This is a genomic window from Roseovarius sp. CAU 1744, from assembly GCF_039839345.1.
Lineage (GTDB): Bacteria > Pseudomonadota > Alphaproteobacteria > Rhodobacterales > Rhodobacteraceae > Roseovarius.
The window spans coordinates 289355-312898 of the sequence record NZ_JBDOQV010000001.1; the positions used below are offsets into that span (position 1 = coordinate 289355).

Below are 23544 nucleotides of genomic sequence, written 5' to 3' on the forward strand. Positions count from 1 at the left end.
AAAACGCCCGGTCTGAAAAGCTGCCGCGCCGATGGTTCAGCCCTTGTCGCCGACATTCTCCGCAAAGGACTTCTTGAAGGCTTCCTGTTTTTCGCCTGACGCATCGGTCTGGTAAGTGGCCTTCCACTCGTCCATCGTCATGCCATAGAAAATCTCGCGCGCTTCGGACTTGTTCATGTCGATGCCGCGCTCGTTGGCCGCCTCCTGGTACCAGCGGCTCAGGCAGTTGCGGCAGAAGCCGGCAAGGTTCATCATGTCGATATTCTGCACGTCCGTGCGTTTTTCCATCAGGTGTTCGCGCAGGGCGCGAAACGCGGCGGCTTCAAGCTCGATCCGGGTCTGGTCGTCCATGTGGGCTCTCCTTTTGCGTTACAACATGCGCTTGAGATAGGGCTGGTTCAAGTCCGTAAGGCGCACGGTCAGGCTGCCGACATCCGCTAGCGCCGCTTCCAGCGCTTCCATCGTGATCTGCGCCAGATCCGCGCGTGTCGCCTCGTCACGACCGGGCAGAAGGAGCAGGGTCGCATGGGCAAAGCTCTGTGGCTCCACCCCGATACGCGACGCCGTTGCCGCAATGGTCCGCACCCGCACCGTATGGGGCCCGTTGACCGACGGGTGCCTGGCAAAGGCCTGCCACAGGGCCTCGCAGAGCGCCTGCAGATCATGGCTGTCCTCCAGCCCTTTGGAATGTTCGATAACGATATGCGGCATGTCACACCTCTGGGTTTTGCAGCGATAAAGGCGCGGATGCGTGGCGTGTGCAACCGGGAAATTGCCGGGTTGGCGGTCATGATGGCCCCGTTTGAACGGTTCGCCGCTGTTGGAGAGGTGGCACCAAGCCAGAAACAAGCCGCAAACGCCGGCCCGGTCCTTGCTACCGTCACGGGGTGCTGGAAATCATGGGGGCATGATGCCGGGCTCGTCCACGTGGCGGGCTTTCTAGGATTCCAATTGCCGTGCAAGCGCACAGAACTGTTCCAACCCCACCGTTTCCGCCCGGTCGGTCGGCTTGATGCCGGCGGCGATCAGCCGGTCTTCGATATCCGGCGTCAACCCCTTGAGAGCCGCCCGCAGCATCTTGCGGCGCTGGTTGAAGGCGCGGGCCACGACCATTTCCAGCAGCTTCTGATCCGCCTCGAAACGCGGCTCTGGCAGGGCCGCCAGGTGGACGACCGCGCTGGAAATCTTGGGCGGCGGGGTGAAGGCATCGGGCGGCAGGGTCATGACGATCCGCGCCTCGCATCGCCACTGCGCCAGCACCGCCAGCCTGCCATAGGCCTTGCTGCCGGGTTGGGCAACGATCCGCTCGGCCACCTCACGCTGGAACATCAGCGTCAGGCTTTGCCAGAAGGGCGGCCAGTCTGGCGGGGTCAGCCAGCGCACCAAGAGTTCGGTGCCTATGTTATATGGCAGGTTGGCCGCGACCCGGATCGGCGGTGTCAGATAAGCCAGAGGGTCCAGGTCCAGCGCATCGGCATTGATGACCTGAAGCCGCCCGGGCGCGGCCTGCGCAATCTGGTCCAGCGCCGGCAGGCAGCGGGCGTCCTTTTCCACGGCCAGAACGCGCCGCGCGCCCTCGGCCAGCAACCCCCTTGTCAGCCCGCCGGGGCCGGGGCCGATCTCCAGCACGTCGCACTGGCTCAGGTCGCCCGCCTGCCGCGCGATCTTGGCGGTCAGGTTCAGGTCCAGCAGAAAGTTCTGCCCCAGCGATTTGCGCGCCGCCAGATCATGCGCGGCGATCACCTGACGCAGGGGGGGCAGATCGTCGACGCTCATGCTGCGCGTACTGCCGCCAAGCGGGCGGCCATCTTCAGCGCTTCGATCAGCGAGGTGGGGTTGGCCTTTCCCTTCCCGGCGATGTCCAGCGCCGTACCGTGGTCGGGCGAGGTGCGGATGAAGGGCAGGCCAAGCGTCACGTTCACGCCCCGGTCGAAATCCAGTGTCTTGATCGGGATCAGCGCCTGGTCGTGATACATCGCGATCGCCGCGTCATAGCGGGCGCGGGCGGCGGCGTGAAACATCGTGTCCGCCGACAGCGGGCCGCGCAGGTCCAGACCGTCGGCGCGCAGACGCCCCAGCAGAGGCGCGATCATGTCGATCTCCTCGCGTCCCATCTTGCCCGCCTCGCCCGCGTGGGGGTTCAGACCGGCCACGGCGATGCGCGGGGCGGCAATGCCGAAATCGCGGATCAGGGCGGCATGGGTCACGCGGATCGTGGCCTCAAGCCGTGCGGGCGTCAGGCGTGCCGGAACCTGTGACAGGGGAATGTGGATGGTTGCGGGAACGACGCGCAGCTGGTCGCTGGACAGCATCATCACCACATCTTCGACACCCGCCAGCGCCGCCAGATATTCTGTATGGCCCGGATAGGCGAACCCGGCCCCATCCTGCAATGCCTGCTTGTGAATCGGCGCGGTGCAGAGCGCCGAGGCCGCCCCCGATTGCACCAGGTCGACACCGCGGGCGATCACGTCGATCACACCCTGCGCATGGGACGGGTTCGGCGTGCCGGGGGTTAGCGGACCATCGAACACATGCGGCAGTACCGGCAGACCAGATTCACAGGCATGCGCCGCCTCGGACGGTTCGGTGATTTCCACGATGGGCGCGCCCGGCAAATGCGCGGGATCGCCGATCAGAAAGAACGGCAGGCCGGGGCCGAGTATTTCCCACGCGCGAAGCGCGAGTTCGGGCCCGACGCCTGCCGGTTCGCCGCAGCTGAGCGCGACGGGACGTGTCATTTTTCGACGATCCGCGCCTCGGCCCGCAATTGTTCCAGGTACCCGTCCGAGAAAGATCTCAGGCGTTGGTTGCGAATGAAACCCGTCAGGTCCTCTTCCGAGGGGCCGTCCTCGGCCAGTTCGGGGGTGCGCCCGCAGAGCATCAGGAACACAAGCGTCTGCCCGTTGGCGCGGGTCAGCGTGGTGGACACCTCGCCCGGGTCCAGCTTGGCCAGCTCGATGGCGATGTCAGTAGGCAGCTCTCCGGGCGCTTTGGTGTCGCGGTCCAGAACGGAGTCAGGCTGCCCGTGGGCAACACCGTAAAGATCGTCGCAGGTATCGACATCGGCCTTGATGCGGGCGGCGCGGGCCAGGGCCTGATCGCTGCGCCCGCCGTCGATGTAATAGGTCGCATATTCAATGGCGGAATATTCGGGCGCGGGGGTTTCAAGCTCTTCGATGTCGCGCAGCTGGAACAGGGCGATGGCGCCCTGGATCGGCAGCGGATCCGTCACTTCGCCCGGCGCCAGGGCCAGCACAAGGGAACGCAACACCGGCGGCAGGTCGGTGATCGACTGCCACGGCAGCCGCCCGCCCCTGGATGCGGTCTGGGTGGCCGAATAGCGCCGCGCCTCGGCGGAAAAGGCGGCCTCGGACGTAAGCTCCGAGATGCGCGCCGCACGTTCCTGTGCCACCTGCGGGTTCACGCCGCTGGTGGGCATGATGATTTCCGACAGCAACACCCGCACGCCGGTCTGGCCGGAAACGGCGGATTTGGCGCGTTCCAGATCGGATTCGCTGACCGATACGCGGCCTGCGAACCGCGTCTGGGTCAGTTCCTGCCAGCTCAGTCCCGCGCGCACGAACTCGCGATAGGTCGGCTCGTCTACACCGGCGCCGGCCAGGGCACGGAGCATCTGCTCGAGGTTCATATTCAGCCGACTGGCGAATTCCTCCATCCCGGCGCGCACATCCTCGTCCTCGACGATGATGCCGTTGGCCAGCGCCGCATCCAGTTTCAGCCGGTCTTCGATCAGCTGTTCGCGGGCAAGCTGCCGGGGATCGCCGGGCGAGGGGAACAGTGACAACATGCGTGCGCGCTGTTCAAGCTCGTAGCGGGTGATCGACTGATCGTTCACCGTGATGACGGTTTCGAACAGGTTCTGCGCCACCGCCGGCACGGCGGCGAGCGCGCCCAGACCTGCCAGCGCCACGGCCCGGAACAGCGGGGCAAGGGATTTACGCATCTTGGTTCTCATACTGCTTAGTTCCTGCAACTCCGAACATAGGACTTGTCCTCGGTTTTCGTACTGAAACCTCGGAGTCCGATGGTGAGGCCGATATCGGTCGATGCCTCCAGATTAGTGGAAGTCGTGAAACGGCGTAAGGCCGAAAGCTCGATTTCCACGCATTCATTGGTGTATGTCAACCCGACACCGGCCCGGACGCTTCTGTCTGTGACAACGTCATAGCGCCATTCCGCACTGCCCGTCCAGTGCCGCGCAAAACGGTAGCTGCCGTCGAAAGCCCATTCGGAAATCGTCCGCGCGCGTGCCTCGGCCGGGTCTGCCTGCAACCAGATGAAGGTCGCGCCGATATCCGCCCTCTTGTTGCGCCAGTTGGCGCGCGCCTCGGCCTTGGTGGCGTCAAAGGCGTCGTCAAAGATGCTGCGGGCGGTAAAGGAGATTCCGTTCGGCATCTTCAGCTGCCCGGCAATCAGGTAGTCCGAAATTTTTTCCTGAAGCCCCGAGGCATTGGTGAAGCTGGTTTCGCCATTGACCTCCAGCAGGGTTTCGTCACGGATCACCTGGCCGAAGGTCAGTGATGATCTCCAGCCGCGCGGATCGTGGCGCGTCCAGTTGATGCCATACGCCAGGCTGGCCCCGCGTTCACGCCGGTCCGGCGCGGCGAAACGCGAGATCGACAGCAGGTTGCCCTCGTCGAAATCGACCCGCGTGCTTTCATCGTTGGGCACGTCCGGATTGCTGCCGCCGACCCAGGCCAGTTGCAGCATGGGTTCGATCACATGGGTGGCACCGGTGGCTGTCGTCTTGATCAGCGGCATTCGGAAGACCAGCGACGAAGACGGCGTTACCTCGCTTGCCCGCGACATAGATGTGCCGCCGGTCTGTGCGATGCGGAACGTGTCGAACGCAAGGCCCGTCTGATACTGCGTGTGGATGCCATGGGGCAGGATCCAACTGCGGTACCAATCGGCGCTGGCCGTCAGCCGGCTGACATCACGCCCGTCTGCAAACCGGTCGACATCCAGCCCGTCAACCTGCAAGTCCGAGCTGCGGAAATGTGAATGCGCTTCGAGGCCGAAGCGCAATTCGCCGCCCAGCCGTTTCAACGGTACACGCCGTTCGTATTCGGCGTTGCCGACAATCGTGGGGAAGGTTGAGTTGTTCTCACCGACGACCAGGGTCTTGAAATGGGTGATCGCGCCGCGGATGAACTCGTTGCGCCGGGCACGGGAAATCGAGATTTCACTGTCCAGCCTGTTCTTGGCAGTGATCCCGTAATCCTCGAGATATTCGTCGTCATTGACCGTCTCGAGGTCGAATCTCAGAACGAAATCGCGCGGCAGGTTGAAATTGCCGTCGATGAACAGATAGCCGCGATTGGTGCGATTTCCGGCGCGGTCATTCGATGCCGCCCCGTTGACCTCGATATTGCCGTTGCGGAACGCCTGGCGATAGCGGAACTCGAGCGTCGTGGACTTGGTGGCGATAAAGGGCGTCAGGGTCAGGTCGCGGTGATCGCCCAGTTTGATGAAATAGGGCACCTTCACGCCAAACCCAAGCTCGGTCGAGCTGTGAACCGACGGGATCAGGAAGCCGGTGGCGCGTTCCAGGGTCGGATCCGGCAGGCGCAGCCGTGGCAGGTAGACGATGGGCACATCCAGCACCCTGAGCTGCGCATCGTGGAAATACAGCTGGCGTTCTTCCTGGTCATGGATCACCCGCCGCGCCCTTATCTGCCAGAGCGGCTTGTTGCCCTCGTGGCAGATCCGGCAAGAGGTGACGGCAACCTTGTAAAGCTGCGTGTAGCGCCCCTCGACCCGGGTCAACTCATGCGCGGCCATCTGCAATTGATCGTCGAACACGACACGTGCGCCGCTCAGGACTCCATTGCGGAACTCGCGGTCCAGCTCGCCGGAATGCGCCAGCACCAGCGTATTCTCGCCGTCATCCAGGATGATCGGCCCTTCGATCTGCAGGGTTTCGGCGGTGCGGTCATAGGTGACTGAACGCGCCTGCAAGCGCTGGCCTTTGTAGATCGCCTCGACATTGCCTTCGGCGACCAGTTTCTTGTCGCCGGTGATATACACCTCGTCCGCCACCAGAAGCGCCCCCGGATCGGGCAAATCCTGGGCCGTCGCGACGACGGGCCAGGCCAGCAGCGTAAGCAGGGCGACCAGCAGGTGGGACGAATGTTTCATCCGTCCTCCATATGCAGAAGGATGCCGAGCGCCAAGAGCAACGAGGCAACCGGTGGCGCCCAGGCCGCCAGCAGGATTGGAATCTGTCCGTTCTCGCCAAGTATCTGCGCGAAATTGCGGACGTAATGCAGGCTGAAGCCCAGCATCACCGCCGTCAGCACCGCAACGCCGGTGTGGCCCAGCCGCGTGTGGCGCATCGTAAAGGCCGCGGCAACCAGCACCAGCGCGGTCAGAAACAGCGGGCGGGCCAGCTCCATCTGGAACCACATCTCGTAGCGGCGGGCGGAAAAACCGGCCTGTTCCAGCTGGCTGATGAACCGCGGCAGATCCCAGATCGGGATATATTCAGGTTTGCCGAAGCTCTCGACGATCCGCGCCTGGGTCAGCGATGACGGAATGGCCATCGCCTCGCTGACGATCGCCTCGGATTCGGGATTGCGGCCGCGCCGCAAGTTCCATTGCTTGGCATCCGCCAGTTGCCATTCGCCATCTGCCAGTGTCGCGCTGCGCGCGGCGATCCGGGTCAGAGGTTCTCCTTCCGGAGAGAAGGAAACGAAGGTCGCATCGAACAGGACACTGACATCCGAGCTGGCCCGCGCCGCGTGAATCACGGTCTGACCCTCTGAAGTGCCCTGGCGCAGCCACAGCCCCTCGACCGAAATTGCCAGCACGTTCGATCCGAAGCCGACATAGGTGTTGACCAGATCATTGTAACGTTTGGACGAGGCCGCGACGATGGGGTTGAACATCGTGACCGACAGTATGCCGATCATGGCGGCCACGCATAGCGGTGCAAAAAGGCTGGCCAGCGCCGATCTGCCCGCCGCCCGCACCACCACGAGTTCGGACGACCGAGCCAGCCGAACGAATAGTGCTACCGCCGCCAGGATAACGATCAGCGGCAGGATTTCGTAATTCGCCTTGGGCAGTTTCAGCAGCACGATTTCCAGCACGTCGCCAAAAGCCAGATCCGGAAAATCCTGCAGTTCATCCACCAGGTCGATCAGGCCCAGCAGCACGACAAAGACGAAGAAGATGCTCAGGAAGGTCCACAGGAACCGGCGGGCAAAGTAGAAGTGCAGGATCATGCGGCGTCTCCGCCGGCCGGGCGGCGCCTGAGGAATCGGGAAAATCCCGGATTGGCGGCGACATAAAGCAGGATAAGGGTCAGCAGGCCGCCGGTTGCCACCGGTAGATACAGCAGCGGCCACAGCGCGGCATTGGACAGAACCGGGCCCGACACCACCCCCTCGATCACCTTTATCCCGACCAGCAGGAAAAAGGCCGCGATGATCTGCCGCCAGACACCGAACCGGCTGAAATTGCCCAATAGCAGACAGGCAAAACCCACCGTGGCCGCGACGATGCACATCAACGCCTGCGCAAAACGGTTATGGGCTTCGTAGGCGACCTCACCCAGCCGGATGCCCGCGCCCGCGGCGACCTCGTCGGGCCGGTACAGAAGGTCAGACGTTCTGGCAAAGCTGACATCGTTCAGGCTGATCGCATCGCGCGACACGAGCGAGCTGATGTCATAGGAGAAGTCATCGAAATGCGTGGTGAACAGCCGGTTGTCCTGGCGGTTCATGTTCTGGGCCAAGCCCTTGACCATGACCAGCTTGGTGCCGCCGCCCTCCTGCACCAGATAGGCTGTGGACGAGGTATAGGCCACCGGGTTCGCCCGGTCGCGCCGATCCGAGAGAAAGACGTTCTGCAACTCGCCAACCGGGGTGATGTGGCGGATATAGAAGGTGATGCCCGGGGCCGGATGCAGGAACTCCCCGGCGGTCAGCAGTTTGGCGGTGATGTTCTGGCTGATCTCGGCGCGGCGCTGTTTCAGCTGCGACAGGCTGGCCGGGATCAGGAAATGCGTCAGGATCGACATCATCACAGCAATGATGACGCCATAGACCATTACCGGGCGCACCAGCCGATAGGGCGAATATCCCGTGGCCTGCATCACCGTCAGCTCGCTTTCAGTGCTCAGCCGGTTGGTGACATAGACCGCGCCGGCAAAGGCCGCGATCGGCAGGACGATTCCGATCACCCCGGGCAGGGTCAGTGCGGTGAATTCAAGGAACACCCAGGCAGGCTGCCCGTCGGCGATCAGGCGGTCGAACATGCGCACCGCCTTGTTGATCCAGAAGATCGCCACCAGCACAAGCGCGAAGAATCCGAAAAGCACCATGAATTGCGACAGCATATATCTGTCGAATCTGGTCACACGTATCCCCCATCAACTGCCTTATCGGGCGGAGACTAACGGAATTGATCGTCCGGGAAAACTGCTATCTGGCAATGTCGGCAATGGCACGCTAGGACTGGGGCAACAGCAGATAGGAGCAGACGCATGACCAGTCCGGTTTCGGTGGAATTTCAGGAAACGAACATTGAACAGATCGCCGGCGCGACGGGTCGTGTGGCTGTGATTGTCACCCCGGACGGCAAGCTGGATGCTGGCGCGCGCCGCGTCAACAAGCTGACCAAGGGCGCGCTGGGCAGGCTGGTCGACAGCGAGACCTGGGAGAAAAAGAAACCAGGCGATCTTGTCACCATCGCCTGGCCCACCGGCATGGCCGCCGACGCGCTGGACGTGATCTGCCTGCCGCGCGCCGCCAAGCAGGACGAACTGCGCAAGGCCGGTGTCGCGCTGGGCAAGGCCAAGGGTAAATCCGCATTGCTGGTACTTGCCGGTCAGGTGCGCCGGCCAGTAGACCTGATGCTGGGCATCGTGCTGCGCGCCTATGAATTCACTGCCCACAAAACCGCCGAAGACAAGGATGCAGGCGCGCTCAGCATGATGGTCGCCAAACCCGATGAGGCCAAGGACGAGGCCGCCGCCGCGTTGGCCGTGGCCGAGGGCGTTTTCTTTACCCGCGATCTTGTCAGCGAACCTGCCAACCACCTGACCACGACCGAATTCGCCGACCGGATCGCGGCGATGAAGGATCTTGGCCTCAAGATCACCGTTCTGGACGAAGACGAGATGGGCAAACTGGGCATGAACCTGCTGCTTTCGGTCGGGCATGGCAGCATCACCCCCTCCAAGGTCGCGATCATGGAATGGAACGGCGGCAAGAAGGGCGACGCACCGCTGGCGCTGGTCGGCAAGGGCGTCGTCTTTGACACGGGCGGGATCAGCCTGAAGCCCGCGGCCGGCATGGAGGACATGACCATGGACATGGGCGGTGCGGGCGTCGTGGCGGGCGTCATGCGCACGCTGGCGCTGCGCAAGGCCAAGGCGAATATCGTCGGTCTGGTCGGGCTAGTCGAGAACATGCCCTCGGACCGCGCCACGCGCCCCGGTGATGTCGTCACCTCGATGAAGGGCGACACGGTCGAGATCATCAACACCGATGCCGAAGGGCGTCTGGTGTTGGCCGATCTGCTTTGGTACGCGCAGGAAAAATACGGCCCCGCCGGCATGATCAATCTGGCCACCCTGACCGGCGCGATCATCGTCGGCCTGGGTCATGAGAACGCGGGCGTCTTTTCGAATGACGACACGATTGCAAGGAATTTCCTCAAATCCGCCGAGGCCGAGGGCGAAGGCGCCTGGCGGATGCCGATGGGCAAGGCCTATGATGACCTGCTGAAGAGCCAGATCGCAGACATGAAAAACGTCGGCGGCAGACCGGCGGGTTCGATCACCGCGGCGCAGTTCCTCAAGCGGTTCGTCAAGGAGGATTGCCCGTGGATTCACCTGGACATCGCCGGGGTGGCCTCGGTGAAATCCGAAACCACCTATGCCCCCAAGGGAGCGACCGGTTGGGGGGTCATGGCGCTGAACCGGCTGGTGGCGGACACCTACGAGGGCGATTGATTTGGGCGCCGCCTATTTCTATCACCTGACGCGCGGCCCGGTCGAGGCCACGTTGCCCATGCTGCTGGGCAAGGCGATGGAGGCGGGCTGGCGCGTGGCGGTGCGCGGGCGTGATGCGGCGCGGATGGATTGGCTGGACGAGAAGTTGTGGCTTGGACCCGAAGAGGGCTTTCTGCCGCATGGCCGGGCCGGCAAACCGCACGAGGCGGACCAACCCGTGCTGCTGACCACTTCTGCAGACATGCCCAACGGTGCCACTTGCCTGATGAGCGTGGATGGCGCCGACATCACCGCCGAAGAGGTTGCAAGCATGGAGCGTGTCTGCGTTCTTTTTGACGGCAATGATCCGGCCGCGCTTGATGTCGCGCGCGGCCAGTGGAAGGCGCTGACCGATGCGGGCTGCGCGGCGCAATACTGGTCCGAAGCAAGCGGCCGCTGGGAAAAGAAAGCCGAGAAATAGCGCACAGCACGCCCGCGGCGTTCTGATACATTTACTTACCCGATTGAAACAAACTCGGCTCGTTGGCGACGTCCGACTGAAACATGGCACCGCCATATCTCCTGTACAGAAACCAACCCAGGAAACCCTGATTCTGAAGGAGATCAAGATCATGAAAACCCTCGTACTTGCACTGACCCTGTCGCTGTCCGCATCCATGTCGATGGCCTTTGGCTCGTTCATCAGTTCAACCACGCCGACCCTGAACTTTCCCAAGGACAAATCTACCGCGGAAACCGTCACCAAAGAAAAGACGATGGTCGCAAACTGATCCCGCCGCCCTTTGACTTTGCCGTGCTACGCGGCATGACCCCCGGTAAGCATTTGTTCTACGGGCAAAAAATACCTCACGTCATTCCCGGTGACAGCTGACGACAAGCCGCCCCCATCGCGGAGGAAACAGCTGTCACCGGGCCCATGCGGGGCCTTGGCAACCTGTCGCAGGATGGTGCCGTGGCATCGCAAAACGCGCCGCCGCCAGAGATACCTCGGTGGCGCATAGCGGCTATGATTTGCCTTTCGCGCGAGAATGAACATCTTTGCAGCCGTGGGAGGAACCACTTTGACTCAGAAACGAGAAAAGATCATGGCTCACGAACCCAAAATCGGCGCGACCCCGACACAACGAGATATCGAGCGCGCCATCGCGGTGGCCCATCAGATGCGGGCCGACCATATGGCGAAGATGCTGCGCGCAGTTGCAAATTCGGTGACAGGCCTGTTCCGGCGTCACCGGGTGGCGGCGGACGCCACGTCCTGATTGCGTGATATCGCCCGGATAACCGCAACTACCGGCCCTCGAAACACCTCGACTGATCGACGTTTCGGGGGCCTGTATACCCAAGGGCCTTCAAGCGTCACGGATGGACCGGATGTGCAATCCGGGGATTATTGGCATCAGTGATTGAGCCGGTCTGCAAAAATCCTTGATTACCCGGAGATTTGGCGCAAACTGGCGCCATGAGCTTTCAGTCCCTTACCCCGTTTCCGGGGCCGCAAGGAACCAGACAGGTTGCCTTTCACCGTAGCGAACTCTCCGTCATTCTTTCCCTTTACGGCCGCATGGTCGCGGCAGGGGAATGGCGCGACTACGGGATCTCCTGTCTTCGGGATGTGGCGGTTTTCTCGGTTTTCCGACGTACCGCCGAAACCCCGCTCTACCGGATCGAAAAGCGGCCGAAACTGCGGCTGAGGCAGGGCGAATACGCCATTATCGGTCCCGAAGGTCAGGTTCTCAAACGCGGCTCTGACCTGAAGACCGTGCTCAGGGTACTGGAACGCAAGCTGATCCGCGCCGTGAAATGAACCTGTGCGCCGCCGCGCTGTGCCTGTCCATTGCACCGGTGATGGTGAGCGCCGCGGACCGCTGTGCCGAATTGCGCAAGCTCTTGGCGTCTGCCGAGGCCCGGTTTCCCGATACCGCTCCTGCTGAAATTCTTACGACTGCAGACAAGTGCACGATCGCGGATGATGAGCGCGGCGGGAAAACCTATCTGTGCCTCTGGCAATACTCCTATCGTGATGCGGCGGCCGGTGCTGCCTTCCGGGCGTTGAGCGACGACATCCGGACCTGTCTTGACGAAATCGCCATTCTGCCCGCCGACACTGCGGTCAACCACCCAGACAGCTATCTTCTCCACCGCTTCCGGCGTGGGAATATGGTGATATCCGTATCTCTCAAGGACAAGGCGGCCTTGGGGCAGAGCCTTGTTTTCCTGCGCATCGACCGCGAGTGATCAGCGCATCGCCCGCACCAAGTTGAGCGTTGCCGGAACCCGAATGCCAGCGCCCGTGTCAAACCGGGTCATGGCCTTTGTGACCCGGGTCTCGATTTTTGCGGCGTCGTCGGCTGTACCGCCCAGATCCTTGATGATCCGCGACGCCGGCCCTACCTGCGTGGCAAAGGCCGCCACATCTGAAACTCCGCCCCGGGGTGTCAACTCCACGCTCACGTCCGGGATATCGACATCCCGCCACCCCGCGTCGCGCAGGATGCCTGCCACGTAATCCTTGTCGGAGAACGCCATCGGCCCCGGTGCGCGCGGGTCGACCGGTGGCGGGGTGCCTAACACATCTACCGCAGCCTGCCGCGGCAAGGCGAACCACGGGTTGTCCGCCAACGCCCCCCAGGCCAGAAAGACCATTCGGCCGCCCGGCCTGACCGCCCGGGCGATATTGCGAAAGGCGGCGACCGGATCGTCGAAAAACATCACCCCAAAGCGCGAGATGACCGTGTCGAAAGCCGTCTCGCCCAGGGGAAAGGTCTGCGCGTCACCTTCAAGATAGGTGACGTTCTCCAGCCCGGCCGCATCTGTCCGCTCGCGCGCGAGTGCCAGCATGATGTCCGAGATATCGGCGCCGGTCACGTGCCCATCGGGCGCAACCAGCCGCGCCGCTGCCATGGTGCTGGCGCCGGTGCCGCAGCCAATATCCAGTATTCGGGTGCCGGGTTTCAGCGCTGATTCTGTCAGCAGGCGGTCCAGCACCGGCTGCATCAGCGTATCCAGCATGTCCTGGAAATCCACCCATTGCTGGGCCGATCGCCAGTATTCGGCCTGATCTGTTCCGCGGCTGTCAGGCATCTGTCAGGCCCCGGCCCGGGCTGCCATCACACACAGGATCTCGTACATGATCGACACCCCCAGAAAGGCAGTGCCGCCGGAAGTGTCGAAGGGCGGGGACACTTCGACCATGTCGGCGCCGACGATGTCCAGCCCCGCCAATTCGCGACAGACCTGAAGCGCCTGATAGCTGTTGGGGCCACCCACCTCGGGCGTGCCGGTGCCCGGCGCGAAGGTTGGATCAACGAAATCAATGTCGTAACTGACATAGGTCTTGCCACTGCCCGCGATTTCGCGCGCCTCGGCCATCACGTCCTCGACCCCGCGGGCGTGGAACTCTTCGATCAGGATCAGGCGGATGCCGTTGGCGGCGGCGAAATCGCGATCCTCGGTATCGTACATGGTGCCGCGCAGCCCGATCTGGACCACGCGTTTCGGGTCCAGCAACCCCTCTTCCACCGCGCGGCGGAACGGGGTGCCGTGGGTGTACATCGTACCGCCGAAATAGGAATGAAAAAGGTCCGTGTGGCTGTCGAAATGCACCATGCCCATGGGCCCGTGCACCTTGGCCAGCGACCGCAGCACCGGCAAGGAGGTCAGGTGATCCCCTCCTGCTGTCAGCGGCACGATACTGGCCGCCATCACCTGATCGTAGAACGCTGTGATCCGCTCCATGCTGTCCAGAATATCGGCGGGGTTCGGGCCGACATCGCCCAGATCGGCGCAATTTGCAGCCTCGAACGGGCGCACGCCGCTGACCGCGTGCTGTGCGCGCATCATCGTCGAGGCATCGCGCAGCTGCCGCGGCCCGTGGCGGGGGCCGGGCCGGTTTGTGGTGCCGCTGTCCCACGGCACGCCGATCAGCCCGATCTGCACATCGCCAAAGCGGTCATGCCCCTGCGGCACATGCGGCAGGCGCATGAAGGTCGGCACGCCGGCAAAACGCGGCAGGTCGAACCCCGACACGGGGTGGAAAAACGGGTCGCTCATGTCAGTCCTCCCAGACGTTTGCGCGCTATCACCGGGCCGTCGCCCTGCGTTTCGATACGTGCGATGGCCGCCTGCATCGGCTCGAACGCCACGGCCATGTGATGGGCATTGGCGTGCAGGATCGTGTCCGCGTCTGCAACCCAGGCCACGTGTCCCTTCCAGAACAGCAGATCGCCCCGCCTCAGCGGATCCTCCCCGTCCAGAGGCTCACCCAGTTCCGCCGCCTGCATGTCACTGTCGCCGGGGCAGGGGATGCCACAGGCAAGACACCCGGCCTGCACCAGCCCCGAACAGTCGATGCCGAACGCGGAATTGCCGCCCCAGAGATAGGGTGTGCCAAGGAAACGTTCCGCCACGGCAACAGGATCTTGTTCAGGCTCGTTCACAGGTCGCAGATGATCGGAAATGACGTATTTGCCGTCATCGGTCCGGACAAGACGCCCTTCCTGGCCCTCTACTGTCAGATGGCTTCCGCAGGAGATCGCAACGGGATCAGGGCTCTTGATGTCTGGCGCCTCAAACAGGAAAGTCGCTCGACTGCGCACCACGTGCGTCGGCTCGACCCAGGTGGCCAGCGACGGGGCAAACAACCCGACATATCCGGTGTTCTCGGCCCGGCCAAACGCCTTCATGTTGGCGATCTCCAGAACCCGTACCGGCTCTCCCAGGAGCGCTTGCCGCATCAAACCGCCGGTGGTTTCTTTGTAGATATTGACCACCGGTTCTGAGACGCGCTTCAATTCGCCATCAGTGAACCGCAACGCGTCCACTTGACCTTTGAGCGAGCTGTGCGCGATTGATTTTCTTGCAAATAATGTCCGGGGGTCGTTCATCGTCGCAGCACCTCCGGCAATGCTTCCAATATTGCCCGCGCCCCCATGCCGACGCCGCCCTTGGGGCGGGCCGGGGCGGCGGTCGGGTTCCAGCCATAGATGTCGAAATGGGTATAGGGCACCTTGTCCGCGAAGCGGCGCAGGAACAAGGCGGCGGTGATCGATCCTGCAAACCCGCCCTTGGGCGCATTGTCCAGATCGGCGATGCCGGGTTCGATCATTGCCTCGTAGGGCGTGTGGAACGGCATCCGCCAGACCGGATCGGCCACCTTGGCCGCCGCCCCATCCAGCGCCGCCGCCATCGCATCGTCGTCGGTGTAATAGGGCGCCAGATCCGGCCCCACCGCAACCCGCGCCGCGCCGGTCAGCGTCGCCATCGAGATCATCAGGTCCGGCGCGGCTTCGGCGCCAAGCGACAGCGCGTCGGCCAGCACCAGCCGTCCTTCGGCATCGGTATTGTTGATCTCGACCGTCTTGCCATTGCGCGCGGTCAGGATGTCACCGGGCCGGAAGGCATTGCCGCCGACCGCGTTTTCCACCGCCGGGATCAGCACCCTGAGGCGCAGCTTGAGCCCCAGCCCCATGATCATATGCGCCAGGCCCAGCACCGTCGCCGCCCCGCCCATATCCTTTTTCATCAGCCCCATGCTGGAGCCCGGTTTCAGGTTCAGCCCGCCAGTATCGAAACAGACCCCTTTTCCGACCAGCGTCAGCGCCGGGCCGTCCGCACCCCAGGCCATGTCGATCAGGCGCGGTGCCTGCGCGGCGGCGCGACCGACAGCGTGTATCATCGGGAAATTCTGCTCCAGCAGCGCCGCACCGGTGATGACGTTGATTTCGGCGCCATGCTGTCCGGCCAGATCGCGACAGGCCGCTTCAAGCTGATCCGGTCCCATATCTGCCGCCGGGGTATTGATCAGGTCGCGTGTCAGCGCCTCGCCCGCGGCGATAATTTCAAGCCGCGCGGCCTCTACCCCTTCTGGCGCAACCAGCCGGGCGCTGGCCGGTTTCTGATCCTTGTAACGGTCGAACGCATAGGCCGACAGCAACCAGCCAAGCGCCTCTTCGTCCAACCGGTCCGGGGCAGGCCCTTCCAGCCGATAGGTGCCCTCGGGCAGGGCCTGCGCGACACCTGCCAGGTGAAAGCGACCGCGCGCCCGCGCCGCGCCGTCACCATAACCGGCAAGCGCCATCGCGATCCCGCCATCCCGGTCCGGGACAAGCAGTGTTGACCCAAGCGCGCCGGTAAATCCCGCGGCCCCGACCCAGGCGGCAACCGGGGCCGATTGCGAGCCCAGCCAGCCCTTCAGCATGTCCGCCTCAATCACGTGCAGCGGAATTGCGTCCGTGTTGTCAGGTGCAAATTGCAGGGGCATCGTGCGGGCCTTCTTGCCGGGTCAGATCTGATCCCAGCCTATCGGTCTGCGCGCCGCCTGCAAGTGGTCAAATCGACAGGTCCTGAAGATCCCAGATCTGGGTCAGCGACCGCTCACCGATCCGCAGCAGCCGTGCCATCGTCGCCGCCAGTGCGGTCTTGTCGCCCGCGTCAATGCAGGTCGTCACATCCAGAGCGACCCGGGCCAATAGCGACATGCCGATCTGCTCGGCGATGGCGACCAGGCTGCGCGCGCTCTTGCGCATGTCGTGATGGCGCATTTCGCGAAAGCACCGCTCGGTATGCGACAGGCGCGCGGCCAGTTCTTCCAGTGCGCGGCAAACGACGTCCTCGGCGCCGGATTCACCCAACTGGTGATAGAGCTCCTCAAGCCGGTCGGGATTGACCCTGACCGTCTCGTCTTGTCTCAGCATAGTTACCTGTTCCACAGTCTCACCTTACGTTTCACCGCCCCAAAGCTGCCTGACTCTGCCGCGAATGGGGTTCCCAAAACGTTGAAGGGCTGCGTAATTCTCTCTCGAATTCTTCTAGAATTTCTACTAACTAGCGCAGAAGTGATTTGCCGAAGCGGGGAATAACAGATGGAACACGCACGACCGTTGCCCAATTACCTTGTCCAGCGTTACCACGGCTGGAAGGCGACAACCTATGCCGAGAACCAGGCCTGGTACCGCCGCCTTGCCGAGGGTCAGCATCCCCGCGCTATGGTGATCTCCTGTTGTGACAGCCGGGTGCATGTCACATCGGTATTCGGCGCCGATCAGGGTGAATTCTTCCTGCATCGCAACATTGCCAACCTTGTGCCGCCCTACGAGACCGATGGCGCACAGCACGGCACCTCGGCGGCGGTGGAATATGCGGTGACGGCACTCAAGGTGGCGCATCTGATCGTGCTCGGGCATTCAAACTGCGGCGGCGTCAAGGGCTGTCACGACATGTGCTCGGGCGCCGCCCCCGAGCTGGAACAGAAGTCTTCCTTTGTCGGCCGCTGGATGGATATCCTGCGCCCCGGTTACGAGCGCGTCAAGGATATCAAGGATCCGGCCGAACGTACCGCCGCGCTGGAGAAAGAGGCGGTTCTGGTGTCACTGGAAAACCTGATGACCTTCCCGTTCGTCAAATCCGCGGTCGAAAGCGGCCACCTGACCCTTCACGGGCTGTGGCACGACATCGGCGAAGGTGGAATCGAACAGTTCAGCCGCGAAACCAACAGGTTCGTGCCGATCTGAGGCACGGACGGCGCCGGACAGGCACACGATGCCAGGATCAGAACCGGCCGGCGTCGATCCGCAATTGCCGGGCCCGCGCCAGGATCGCGTCCTCGACCGCGCGTTGCGTGGCGTTGCTGACCGGGCCGCGTTGCGTTTGCAGGGCCACCTTGAGCGACCGCGCATCAAGTGCCGGATCGCTGATCAGGACGGTCGCGCGATAGGCCTGCCCGCCGCCCGGCGGACGCCCGTACCCTGTTGAGATCACACCGGTAAACGGATCGGCGGTCTGCACCGGAAGAAAGCTGAGAACATCCAGCGAAGCGGTCCACAGGAATCGGTTTACCTTGACTTCTGCCTTGCTGCCACTGAACGCATCGAACAGCGACGTTCCGTTGCCGACACGTTCCGGCCCCTTTGCCTCGCGCCCGGATTTGACCCGGGGGTCCGGTGCGGTCGTGTTCCCGAAGGTATCTCTCAGGCTGCCGCAGGACGCGACCATCAGGGCACAGGTCAGAGCCAGGCCAATTTTCTGCATACGCAAGTGGATCATCTTACCATCCGGAACTGTTTCCCTAACCCTACTATCCAACGCGGGACAGTGGGGCAAGGTGTTTGCTGCACCGCGCGCGATCCGGGCGCAATGCCTGCACACTGCAAAGACAGTTTGCATCCCCGGCGGTTGCCGGTCTATCCCTGTATCAGCCCGTTCGTCGCCAAAGCCGGAGCCCCAGTTTGAGCCTTCCCGACATCACAGCGCGTATCCGCAAAGCCGAAAAAGAGGCCGGTCGAGAACCGGGCAGCGTGACCTTGATCGCCGTGTCCAAGGTGCAGCCGGATGAGCGTGTTCGCGCGGTTCTGGACGCAGGCCACCGTTGCTTCGGCGAAAACAGGGTGCAGGAGGCGGCAGGGAAATGGCCGGCGTTTCGCGAAGACTACGACGGGATAGAGCTGCATCTGATCGGACCGCTGCAGACCAACAAGGCCCGGCAGGCATTCGAACTGTTTCAGACCATCCATTCCGTGGACCGTCCGAAACTGGCCCGGACCATCGCGAGGCTTGCCGATGAAACCGGCCATTGCCCGGATGTCTTCTTGCAGGTCAATACCGGCGAAGAAGAACAGAAGGCGGGTGTAATGCCGGCCGAGGCCGACGCGTTCGTGGCCGAGTGCCGGACCCTTGGGCTGCCGGTTCAGGGTCTGATGTGCATCCCCCCGATCGACGAAGAACCCAGCCTGCATTTTGCACTTCTGGCCAAGATCGCCGAACGCAACGGGCTGAGCGGTCTGTCAATGGGCATGAGCAGTGACTTCGAAAGCGCCATCGCCCTTGGTGCGACCCATATCCGGGTCGGCAGCGCCATCTTCGGCGCGCGGGATTACGGCGGCAAGTAAATTGGCGGCTGCGAGCCCCACCTGGCAACTGCGGCATCGCGGATGATCGGCCAGCGCCACATTTACATCCGACATGCCTGGAAACGATGACCACACGTCGTTCCGTGCGTTGGGTAACTCAGGGCATCAATGAATTCTATTCCGAGATGAAGCGGCTTTGCATCTCAACCTCCTGCTGGCGCATCAACGCCCATGCCGTTTCCATGTGATCGGACATGATGGCACGGGCCTGATCGGCGTCGCCGTCCCGGAGCGCTACCACAAGCCTCTGCTGGTGGTCCCGGCCCTGTTTCCAGAGCTCGATATTGGGCGGTGAATAGAGGCGTCGATAGACGGTCAGATCGGTCAGAAGGTTGACCATGAAGTCGATGACGAACCCGAGCAGCGGATTCTTCGCCTGTTCCGCAAGGATGGCATGGAACCGAAGCGATGCCACATGCTGTTCGCGCTCTTCGTCAAGCGTCGAAGCCGGTTCGGAATATTCCGCGATGTTTTCGTCCAGCAACTGCAGCACATCCTCGGGCAGCTTGCCCGCCAGCCCTGCCGCCAGTTCGGGTTCAAGGGTCAGGCGCAGCTGGTAGATGTCACCGATGGTCAGATCCTTGAAATAGAAATAATTTCCCAGCAGCGCCTTGGCGCGCTGGCGACTGACCTCGTGCACGAAACTGCCGCCGCCAGGGCCGGTGCGGGTCTTGATCAGGCCCTGTGCCTCAAGCACCCGCATCGCCTCTCGGATCGTGCCCTTGGCCATGCCGAACCGCTCGATCAGTTCGGCCTCGCCGGGCAGGCGGTCGCCGGCCTGCAAGCCGCGCTCGACAACCCAATCCTTGATCGCCTCGGCGACCTGAACCGGCCGGCTGAGCTTGACCTCAGTCTTCGAGCGGGTGGTGGCAGGCGGCAAGCTGGTCTTCTCCCATATGCTTCAGCGTCGGCACTTCCGTGCGGCACAAATCGGTGGCGCGCGGGCAGCGTCCGGCAAAGGCACAGCCCGGCGGCGGGTTCAGCGGATCGGGCAGTTCGGACCCTTTCTGCTCGGGCGCGGTAAGCGGCCTCCCGACCACCGGCGCACTGTTGGCCAGAAGATTTGTATAGGGATGCCGGGGCTTTGCAAAGATGCTCTCGGCCTTGCCGATTTCCACGACCGCGCCGAAATAGAGCACGATGATGCGGTCGCTGACCGCCTCGACCACCGCCAGATCATGCGTGATGAAAAGGTAAGTCAGGCCGAACCGGGTCTTGAGCTCGGCCAACAGGTTAAGCACCTGTGCCTGTACCGACACATCCAGCGCCGAGACCGGTTCATCCAGAATGATGATGCGCGGGCTGGCGGCCAGCGCCCTGGCGATGCCGATGCGCTGTGCCTGGCCTCCGGAAAACTCGTGCGGGTAGCGGTCGAGGAACTCCTCGCGCAGGTTGACCGACGCGAATATCTCGGCAATGCGCTCATCGCGCGCGGGCCTGGACAGGTTGTGCAGCCGCTTCAGCGGGGCTTCCATGATCTGCCGGATGGTCTTGCGCGGGTTCAGGCTGCTTTGCGGATCCTGAAACACGTACTGGATCAGCTTGCCGAACTCCGCCGGGTCGGCATTGTCGAGCGCGCGGCCTCCGATCTCGATCGTGCCCTCGGTCGGTTCCAGTAATCCGACCAGCATGCGCGCCAGCGTTGATTTGCCGCAGCCGGATTCGCCGACAACGCCCAGTGTTTCTCCGGTCGGCACCTCGAAACTCATGGGCCGGACGGCGCGTACTCCGGGCGGCGCCGGCCCGAAAAGCGGCTTTTTCAGCGGAAAGGTCTTGGCGAGGTTGTCGACCTTGAGCGCAGACATCAGACGGCCTCCTCGGGATAGAGACAGCGCACCGCGCGCGGCGCGGCGCCTTTCAACGCAACCTCGTCTGTCCGGCAGGCTGCCTGCGCCTTGTCGCAGCGCGGGGCAAAGGCACAACCCGGTGGCAGATCATCGACCACCGGAGGCAGGCCTGGAATGGCGGCCAGTTCCCGCCGCCCGCCGCCCAGCTCGGGTACGCAGGCGATCAGGCGCTTGGTATAAGGGTGGGCCGGGGCGTCGAGCACCGCCTGCGTCGGTCCTTCTTCGACGATCCGGCCCGCATACATCACCGCCACCCGGTCACACAACTGGGCCACCACGCCGAAATCATGGGTGATGAAGATGATCGCCAAGCCGCGGTCGCGGCGCAGGTCGTCGAGCAGCGACAGGATCTGTGCCTGCACAGTCACGTCGAGCGCCGTGGTGGGTTCGTCCGCGATGATCACGTCCGGTTCGTTCGCCAGCGCCATGGCGATGCCGACGCGCTGGCGCATGCCGCCGGACATCTCGTGCGGGAAATTATCGACGCGGCTTTCAGCGTTTGGGATACGGACATCCTTCAGAAGCTGAACCGCACGTGCGTGCGCCTCGGCGTTCGAGACCCTGTGATGCGACTGGATCGCCTCGGCAAGCTGCCGCCCGATACGGTAGAGCGGGTGCAGGGTGGAAAGCGGATCCTGAAAGATATAGGCCACCCGGTCGCCGCGTTTGCGGCGCAGCGTCTCGTAGCGCGCGCCGATCAGGTCCTCGCCCTGGAACTGGACCGCGCCGCCGGTGATGACGCCGGGGGGCGAGGCGACCAGCCCCATGACGCTGAGTGCGGTCACCGATTTGCCCGAGCCTGACTCGCCGATCACGCCGAGGCATTCGCCCGGTTTCACGGCGAGCGACACGCCACCCACCGCGCGGTAGATGCGTTTGCCTACGTGGAACTGGGTTTCGAGGTTCTGGATCGCCAGCAGATCATCGGTGGCAGCGGGAATGTCGCCCTTGCGGTCGACCAGCGTGGTGGGCAGCGGGCGGCTGAGCGCACCCGAGCGTAGGCGCGGGTCGAGCGCATCGCGCACCCCGTCACCCAGCAGGTTGATCGACATGACGATGAGGAAGATCATGATCCCCGGAACGACCGAGGTATGCGGGTGCGAGATCAGCGCCGAGCGCGCCTCGCCCAGCATCGAGCCCAGATCGGCCTGCGGGGGCTGAGAGCCAAGGCCGAGAAAGCTGAGCCCGGCGGTTTCAAGGATCATCCAGCCGACGGTCGTGGACATGGCGATGATGATGACCGGCAGGACATTGGGCAGAAGCTCGGTCAGGATGATCCGCGTATGGCCCATGCCCGCCAGCCGGGCCGCGTCGATGAATTCGCGTCCTGCAAGGCCCACGGTGATGCCGCGGATGTTGCGCGCGAAGAAGGGCACGTTGACGGCGGCCACTGCGATCAGTGCGTTCAACAGGCCGGGGCCAAGTGCGGCGACGATGGCCAGCGCCAGCAGGATATACGGAAACGCCATCAGCATGTCGACGCCGCGCATGATCACGTTGTCGATGCGCCCGCCGAAATAGCCGGCGATAATGCCGATGGCCGAGCCGATGGTGGCGGCGATCAGCGCCGCGGCGACCCCCACGGCCAGCGACAGGCGGGTGCCGTGCAGCAGGCGGCTGAGAAGGTCGCGGCCCAGATGGTCGGTGCCCAGCAGATGCCCTTCGCTGAATGGCTTCTGGAACCGGTCCGCCGTGGCGGTCGTGTCGGGGTTCTGCAACGGCAAGAGCGGCGTGATCAGCACGAGGATCAGGATCACGGCCAGCACGACCGCGCCCATCGCCGCCAGCCGGTTCCGGAACAGCAGTTTCAGAAAGGCGCTCATGTCTTGATCCTCGGGTCAAGCAGGCTTTGTGCGACATCGACGGCGATGTTGAACAGCACGTAGCAGGCGGCAACGAACACAACCCCGCCCTGAACCAGCAGCAGGTCACGCTTGAGAATGGCATCAACCAGCATCCGGCCCACGCCGGGCCATTGGAACACGATCTCGATATAGACCGCGCCCGAGAGCACAAACCCCGCCTGGATGCCGAGAATGGGAATGATCGAAACCATCGCGGCGCGCAGGGCATGGCCCATGATCACGCGCCGTTCCGGTACACCCTTGGCGCGGGCCGTGCGGATGAAATCCTGCCGCAGCACTTCGAGCATGGCCGAGCGCGAGAGCCTTGCGATGACACCCGTCGCGACGGCGGCCAGTGCCAGCGCGGGCATGATCAGGTGGTTGATCAGGTCCGGCAGATCACCGCCGCCATAGATCGCGAACATGCCCGAAACCGGTAGCCATTTGAGGTTCACGGCAAACAGGAGGATCATCATCATACCAAGGAAGAAAGACGGCACCGAGATGCCGATCAGCACGATGAAGGTGATGGCCTTGTCGGCCAGCCCGTACTGCCGCGCGGCCGAGACGACGCCCGCGAGGATGCCCAGTATCGAACAGAGCACAAAGGCCGTACCGGCCAGGACGAGCGTGGCACTGAACCTTTCCAGCACCTCGTCGATGACCGGCCGGTTGAGCGAAAAGGATCGGCCGAAATCGCCGGTCAACATGTTGGAAAGCCAGATGAAGTAACGCTGCACCATCGGCTTGTCCAGGCCCAGGTCGCGGTTCAGCTTTGCCACGTTTTCCGGCGTTGCATACGAGCCCAGGATCGCGGTCGCCGGATCGCCGGGAATAAGCGACATGATCAGGAACACGATGATGGTGATCCCCAGCAGAACCGGGATGGCCGAGATCAGCCGTTTCAGGATATAGCCGCCCATCGTGCCCTCTTCGAGTTTGCCCCGGGCCGGCGTTCGAAC

Annotated in this window: 26 protein-coding genes; 8 read left to right on the forward strand and 18 right to left on the reverse strand. The window is 63.3% G+C overall.

Translation table 11 applies throughout. The features are described from left to right. Nucleotides 1-36 precede the first annotated feature (36 nt). From AAFO92_RS01445 to lptF, 8 genes are all read right to left on the reverse strand, one after another. The gene (locus AAFO92_RS01445; RefSeq protein ID WP_347532715.1) at nt 37-351 is read right to left on the reverse strand and encodes a DUF1244 domain-containing protein; all 315 of its coding nucleotides are present in this window, start codon (nt 349-351) and stop codon (nt 37-39) included. Nucleotides 352-369: 18 nt separating this feature from the next. Continuing rightward, nucleotides 370-711 (reverse strand): 5-carboxymethyl-2-hydroxymuconate isomerase, encoded by a 342-nt coding sequence (locus AAFO92_RS01450; RefSeq protein WP_347532717.1) that lies wholly within the window; start codon nt 709-711, stop codon nt 370-372. 228 nt (nt 712-939) lie between these two features. After that, nucleotides 940-1776 carry a 16S rRNA (adenine(1518)-N(6)/adenine(1519)-N(6))-dimethyltransferase RsmA gene (rsmA, locus tag AAFO92_RS01455; RefSeq protein WP_347532719.1) on the reverse strand — a complete coding sequence of 279 codons (837 nt, stop codon included), beginning with the start codon at nt 1774-1776 and terminating at the stop codon, nt 940-942. Then, the gene (gene pdxA / locus AAFO92_RS01460) at nt 1773-2741 is read right to left on the reverse strand and encodes a 4-hydroxythreonine-4-phosphate dehydrogenase PdxA (protein ID WP_347532721.1); all 969 of its coding nucleotides are present in this window, start codon (nt 2739-2741) and stop codon (nt 1773-1775) included. The genes rsmA and pdxA overlap by 4 nt, the downstream gene beginning before the upstream one ends. Beyond that, a complete protein-coding gene (locus tag AAFO92_RS01465) occupies nt 2738-3979 on the reverse strand; it encodes a peptidylprolyl isomerase (protein ID WP_347532723.1) in 1242 nt (413 codons plus the stop codon). The genes pdxA and AAFO92_RS01465 overlap by 4 nt, the downstream gene beginning before the upstream one ends. A gap of 5 nt (nt 3980-3984) precedes the next feature. Continuing rightward, nucleotides 3985-6165: an LPS assembly protein LptD gene (gene lptD / locus AAFO92_RS01470; RefSeq protein WP_347532724.1), complete on the reverse strand. Its 2181-nt coding sequence runs from the start codon at nt 6163-6165 to the stop codon at nt 3985-3987. After that, the gene (gene lptG / locus AAFO92_RS01475) at nt 6162-7253 is read right to left on the reverse strand and encodes an LPS export ABC transporter permease LptG (RefSeq protein ID WP_347532726.1); all 1092 of its coding nucleotides are present in this window, start codon (nt 7251-7253) and stop codon (nt 6162-6164) included. Before lptG ends, lptD begins: the two co-directional genes overlap by 4 nt. Next, nucleotides 7250-8389: an LPS export ABC transporter permease LptF gene (gene lptF, locus AAFO92_RS01480; RefSeq protein WP_347532727.1), complete on the reverse strand. Its 1140-nt coding sequence runs from the start codon at nt 8387-8389 to the stop codon at nt 7250-7252. Before lptF ends, lptG begins: the two co-directional genes overlap by 4 nt. Before the next feature lie 126 nt (nt 8390-8515). Between lptF and AAFO92_RS01485 the strand changes: the two genes are divergently transcribed. From AAFO92_RS01485 to AAFO92_RS01510, 6 genes are all read left to right on the forward strand, one after another. Then, a complete protein-coding gene (locus tag AAFO92_RS01485; RefSeq protein WP_347532729.1) occupies nt 8516-9988 on the forward strand; it encodes a leucyl aminopeptidase in 1473 nt (490 codons plus the stop codon). Nucleotide 9989: 1 nt separating this feature from the next. Next, nucleotides 9990-10448, forward strand: a complete 459-nt coding sequence (locus tag AAFO92_RS01490; protein ID WP_347532730.1) for a DNA polymerase III subunit chi — start codon at nt 9990-9992, stop codon at nt 10446-10448. Between the two features lie 151 nt (nt 10449-10599). Continuing rightward, on the forward strand, nt 10600-10758 hold the full coding sequence (locus AAFO92_RS01495; protein WP_347532732.1) for a hypothetical protein: 159 nt from the start codon (nt 10600-10602) through the stop codon (nt 10756-10758). A gap of 315 nt (nt 10759-11073) precedes the next feature. Further along, nucleotides 11074-11247 carry a hypothetical protein gene (locus AAFO92_RS01500; protein ID WP_347532734.1) on the forward strand — a complete coding sequence of 58 codons (174 nt, stop codon included), beginning with the start codon at nt 11074-11076 and terminating at the stop codon, nt 11245-11247. A gap of 200 nt (nt 11248-11447) precedes the next feature. Next, nucleotides 11448-11792 (forward strand): DUF2794 domain-containing protein, encoded by a 345-nt coding sequence (locus AAFO92_RS01505; RefSeq protein WP_347532735.1) that lies wholly within the window; start codon nt 11448-11450, stop codon nt 11790-11792. Beyond that, nucleotides 11789-12223, forward strand: coding sequence for a hypothetical protein (locus tag AAFO92_RS01510; RefSeq protein WP_347532736.1), 435 nt, complete (start codon nt 11789-11791; stop codon nt 12221-12223). The genes AAFO92_RS01505 and AAFO92_RS01510 overlap by 4 nt, the downstream gene beginning before the upstream one ends. Here the strand turns inward: AAFO92_RS01510 and AAFO92_RS01515 are convergent, their stop codons facing one another. The 5 genes from AAFO92_RS01515 to AAFO92_RS01535 form a co-directional block, all read right to left on the reverse strand. Next, the gene (locus AAFO92_RS01515; RefSeq protein ID WP_347532738.1) at nt 12224-13069 is read right to left on the reverse strand and encodes a class I SAM-dependent methyltransferase; all 846 of its coding nucleotides are present in this window, start codon (nt 13067-13069) and stop codon (nt 12224-12226) included. Nucleotides 13070-13072: 3 nt separating this feature from the next. After that, nucleotides 13073-14038 (reverse strand): agmatinase, encoded by a 966-nt coding sequence (gene speB, locus AAFO92_RS01520; protein WP_347532740.1) that lies wholly within the window; start codon nt 14036-14038, stop codon nt 13073-13075. Continuing rightward, complete coding sequence (locus tag AAFO92_RS01525; RefSeq protein ID WP_347532742.1) at nt 14035-14778, reverse strand: NlpC/P60 family protein; 744 nt, start codon at nt 14776-14778, stop codon at nt 14035-14037. Before AAFO92_RS01525 ends, speB begins: the two co-directional genes overlap by 4 nt. A gap of 89 nt (nt 14779-14867) precedes the next feature. After that, a complete protein-coding gene (locus AAFO92_RS01530; RefSeq protein WP_347532744.1) occupies nt 14868-16247 on the reverse strand; it encodes a leucyl aminopeptidase family protein in 1380 nt (459 codons plus the stop codon). 67 nt (nt 16248-16314) lie between these two features. Beyond that, entirely contained in the window at nt 16315-16680 is a 366-nt protein-coding gene (locus tag AAFO92_RS01535) for a hypothetical protein (RefSeq protein ID WP_347532746.1), read from the reverse strand. 168 nt (nt 16681-16848) lie between these two features. Here AAFO92_RS01535 and AAFO92_RS01540 point away from each other — a divergent pair, with 168 nt between their 5' ends. After that, nucleotides 16849-17496: a carbonic anhydrase gene (locus tag AAFO92_RS01540; RefSeq protein WP_347532748.1), complete on the forward strand. Its 648-nt coding sequence runs from the start codon at nt 16849-16851 to the stop codon at nt 17494-17496. Between the two features lie 37 nt (nt 17497-17533). On the opposite strand, the gene AAFO92_RS01545 is transcribed toward AAFO92_RS01540, so the two are convergent. After that, nucleotides 17534-18028 carry a DUF3576 domain-containing protein gene (locus tag AAFO92_RS01545; RefSeq protein ID WP_347532749.1) on the reverse strand — a complete coding sequence of 165 codons (495 nt, stop codon included), beginning with the start codon at nt 18026-18028 and terminating at the stop codon, nt 17534-17536. A gap of 182 nt (nt 18029-18210) precedes the next feature. On the opposite strand from AAFO92_RS01545, the gene AAFO92_RS01550 reads away from it, so the two are divergent. After that, entirely contained in the window at nt 18211-18870 is a 660-nt protein-coding gene (locus tag AAFO92_RS01550) for a YggS family pyridoxal phosphate-dependent enzyme (protein WP_347532751.1), read from the forward strand. Between the two features lie 136 nt (nt 18871-19006). On the opposite strand, the gene AAFO92_RS01555 is transcribed toward AAFO92_RS01550, so the two are convergent. Genes AAFO92_RS01555 through AAFO92_RS01570 form a run of 4 tightly spaced genes read right to left on the reverse strand, consistent with a single transcriptional unit; the run spans nt 19007 to nt 23505 of the window. Further along, nucleotides 19007-19771, reverse strand: a complete 765-nt coding sequence (locus AAFO92_RS01555) for an FCD domain-containing protein (protein WP_347532753.1) — start codon at nt 19769-19771, stop codon at nt 19007-19009. Next, nucleotides 19740-20699: an oligopeptide/dipeptide ABC transporter ATP-binding protein gene (locus tag AAFO92_RS01560; protein ID WP_347533347.1), complete on the reverse strand. Its 960-nt coding sequence runs from the start codon at nt 20697-20699 to the stop codon at nt 19740-19742. Before AAFO92_RS01560 ends, AAFO92_RS01555 begins: the two co-directional genes overlap by 32 nt. Next, entirely contained in the window at nt 20696-22561 is a 1866-nt protein-coding gene (locus AAFO92_RS01565) for a dipeptide/oligopeptide/nickel ABC transporter permease/ATP-binding protein (RefSeq protein WP_347532755.1), read from the reverse strand. Before AAFO92_RS01565 ends, AAFO92_RS01560 begins: the two co-directional genes overlap by 4 nt. After that, the gene (locus AAFO92_RS01570) at nt 22558-23505 is read right to left on the reverse strand and encodes an ABC transporter permease (protein WP_347532756.1); all 948 of its coding nucleotides are present in this window, start codon (nt 23503-23505) and stop codon (nt 22558-22560) included. Before AAFO92_RS01570 ends, AAFO92_RS01565 begins: the two co-directional genes overlap by 4 nt. Between the last annotated feature and the right edge of the window lie 39 nt (nt 23506-23544).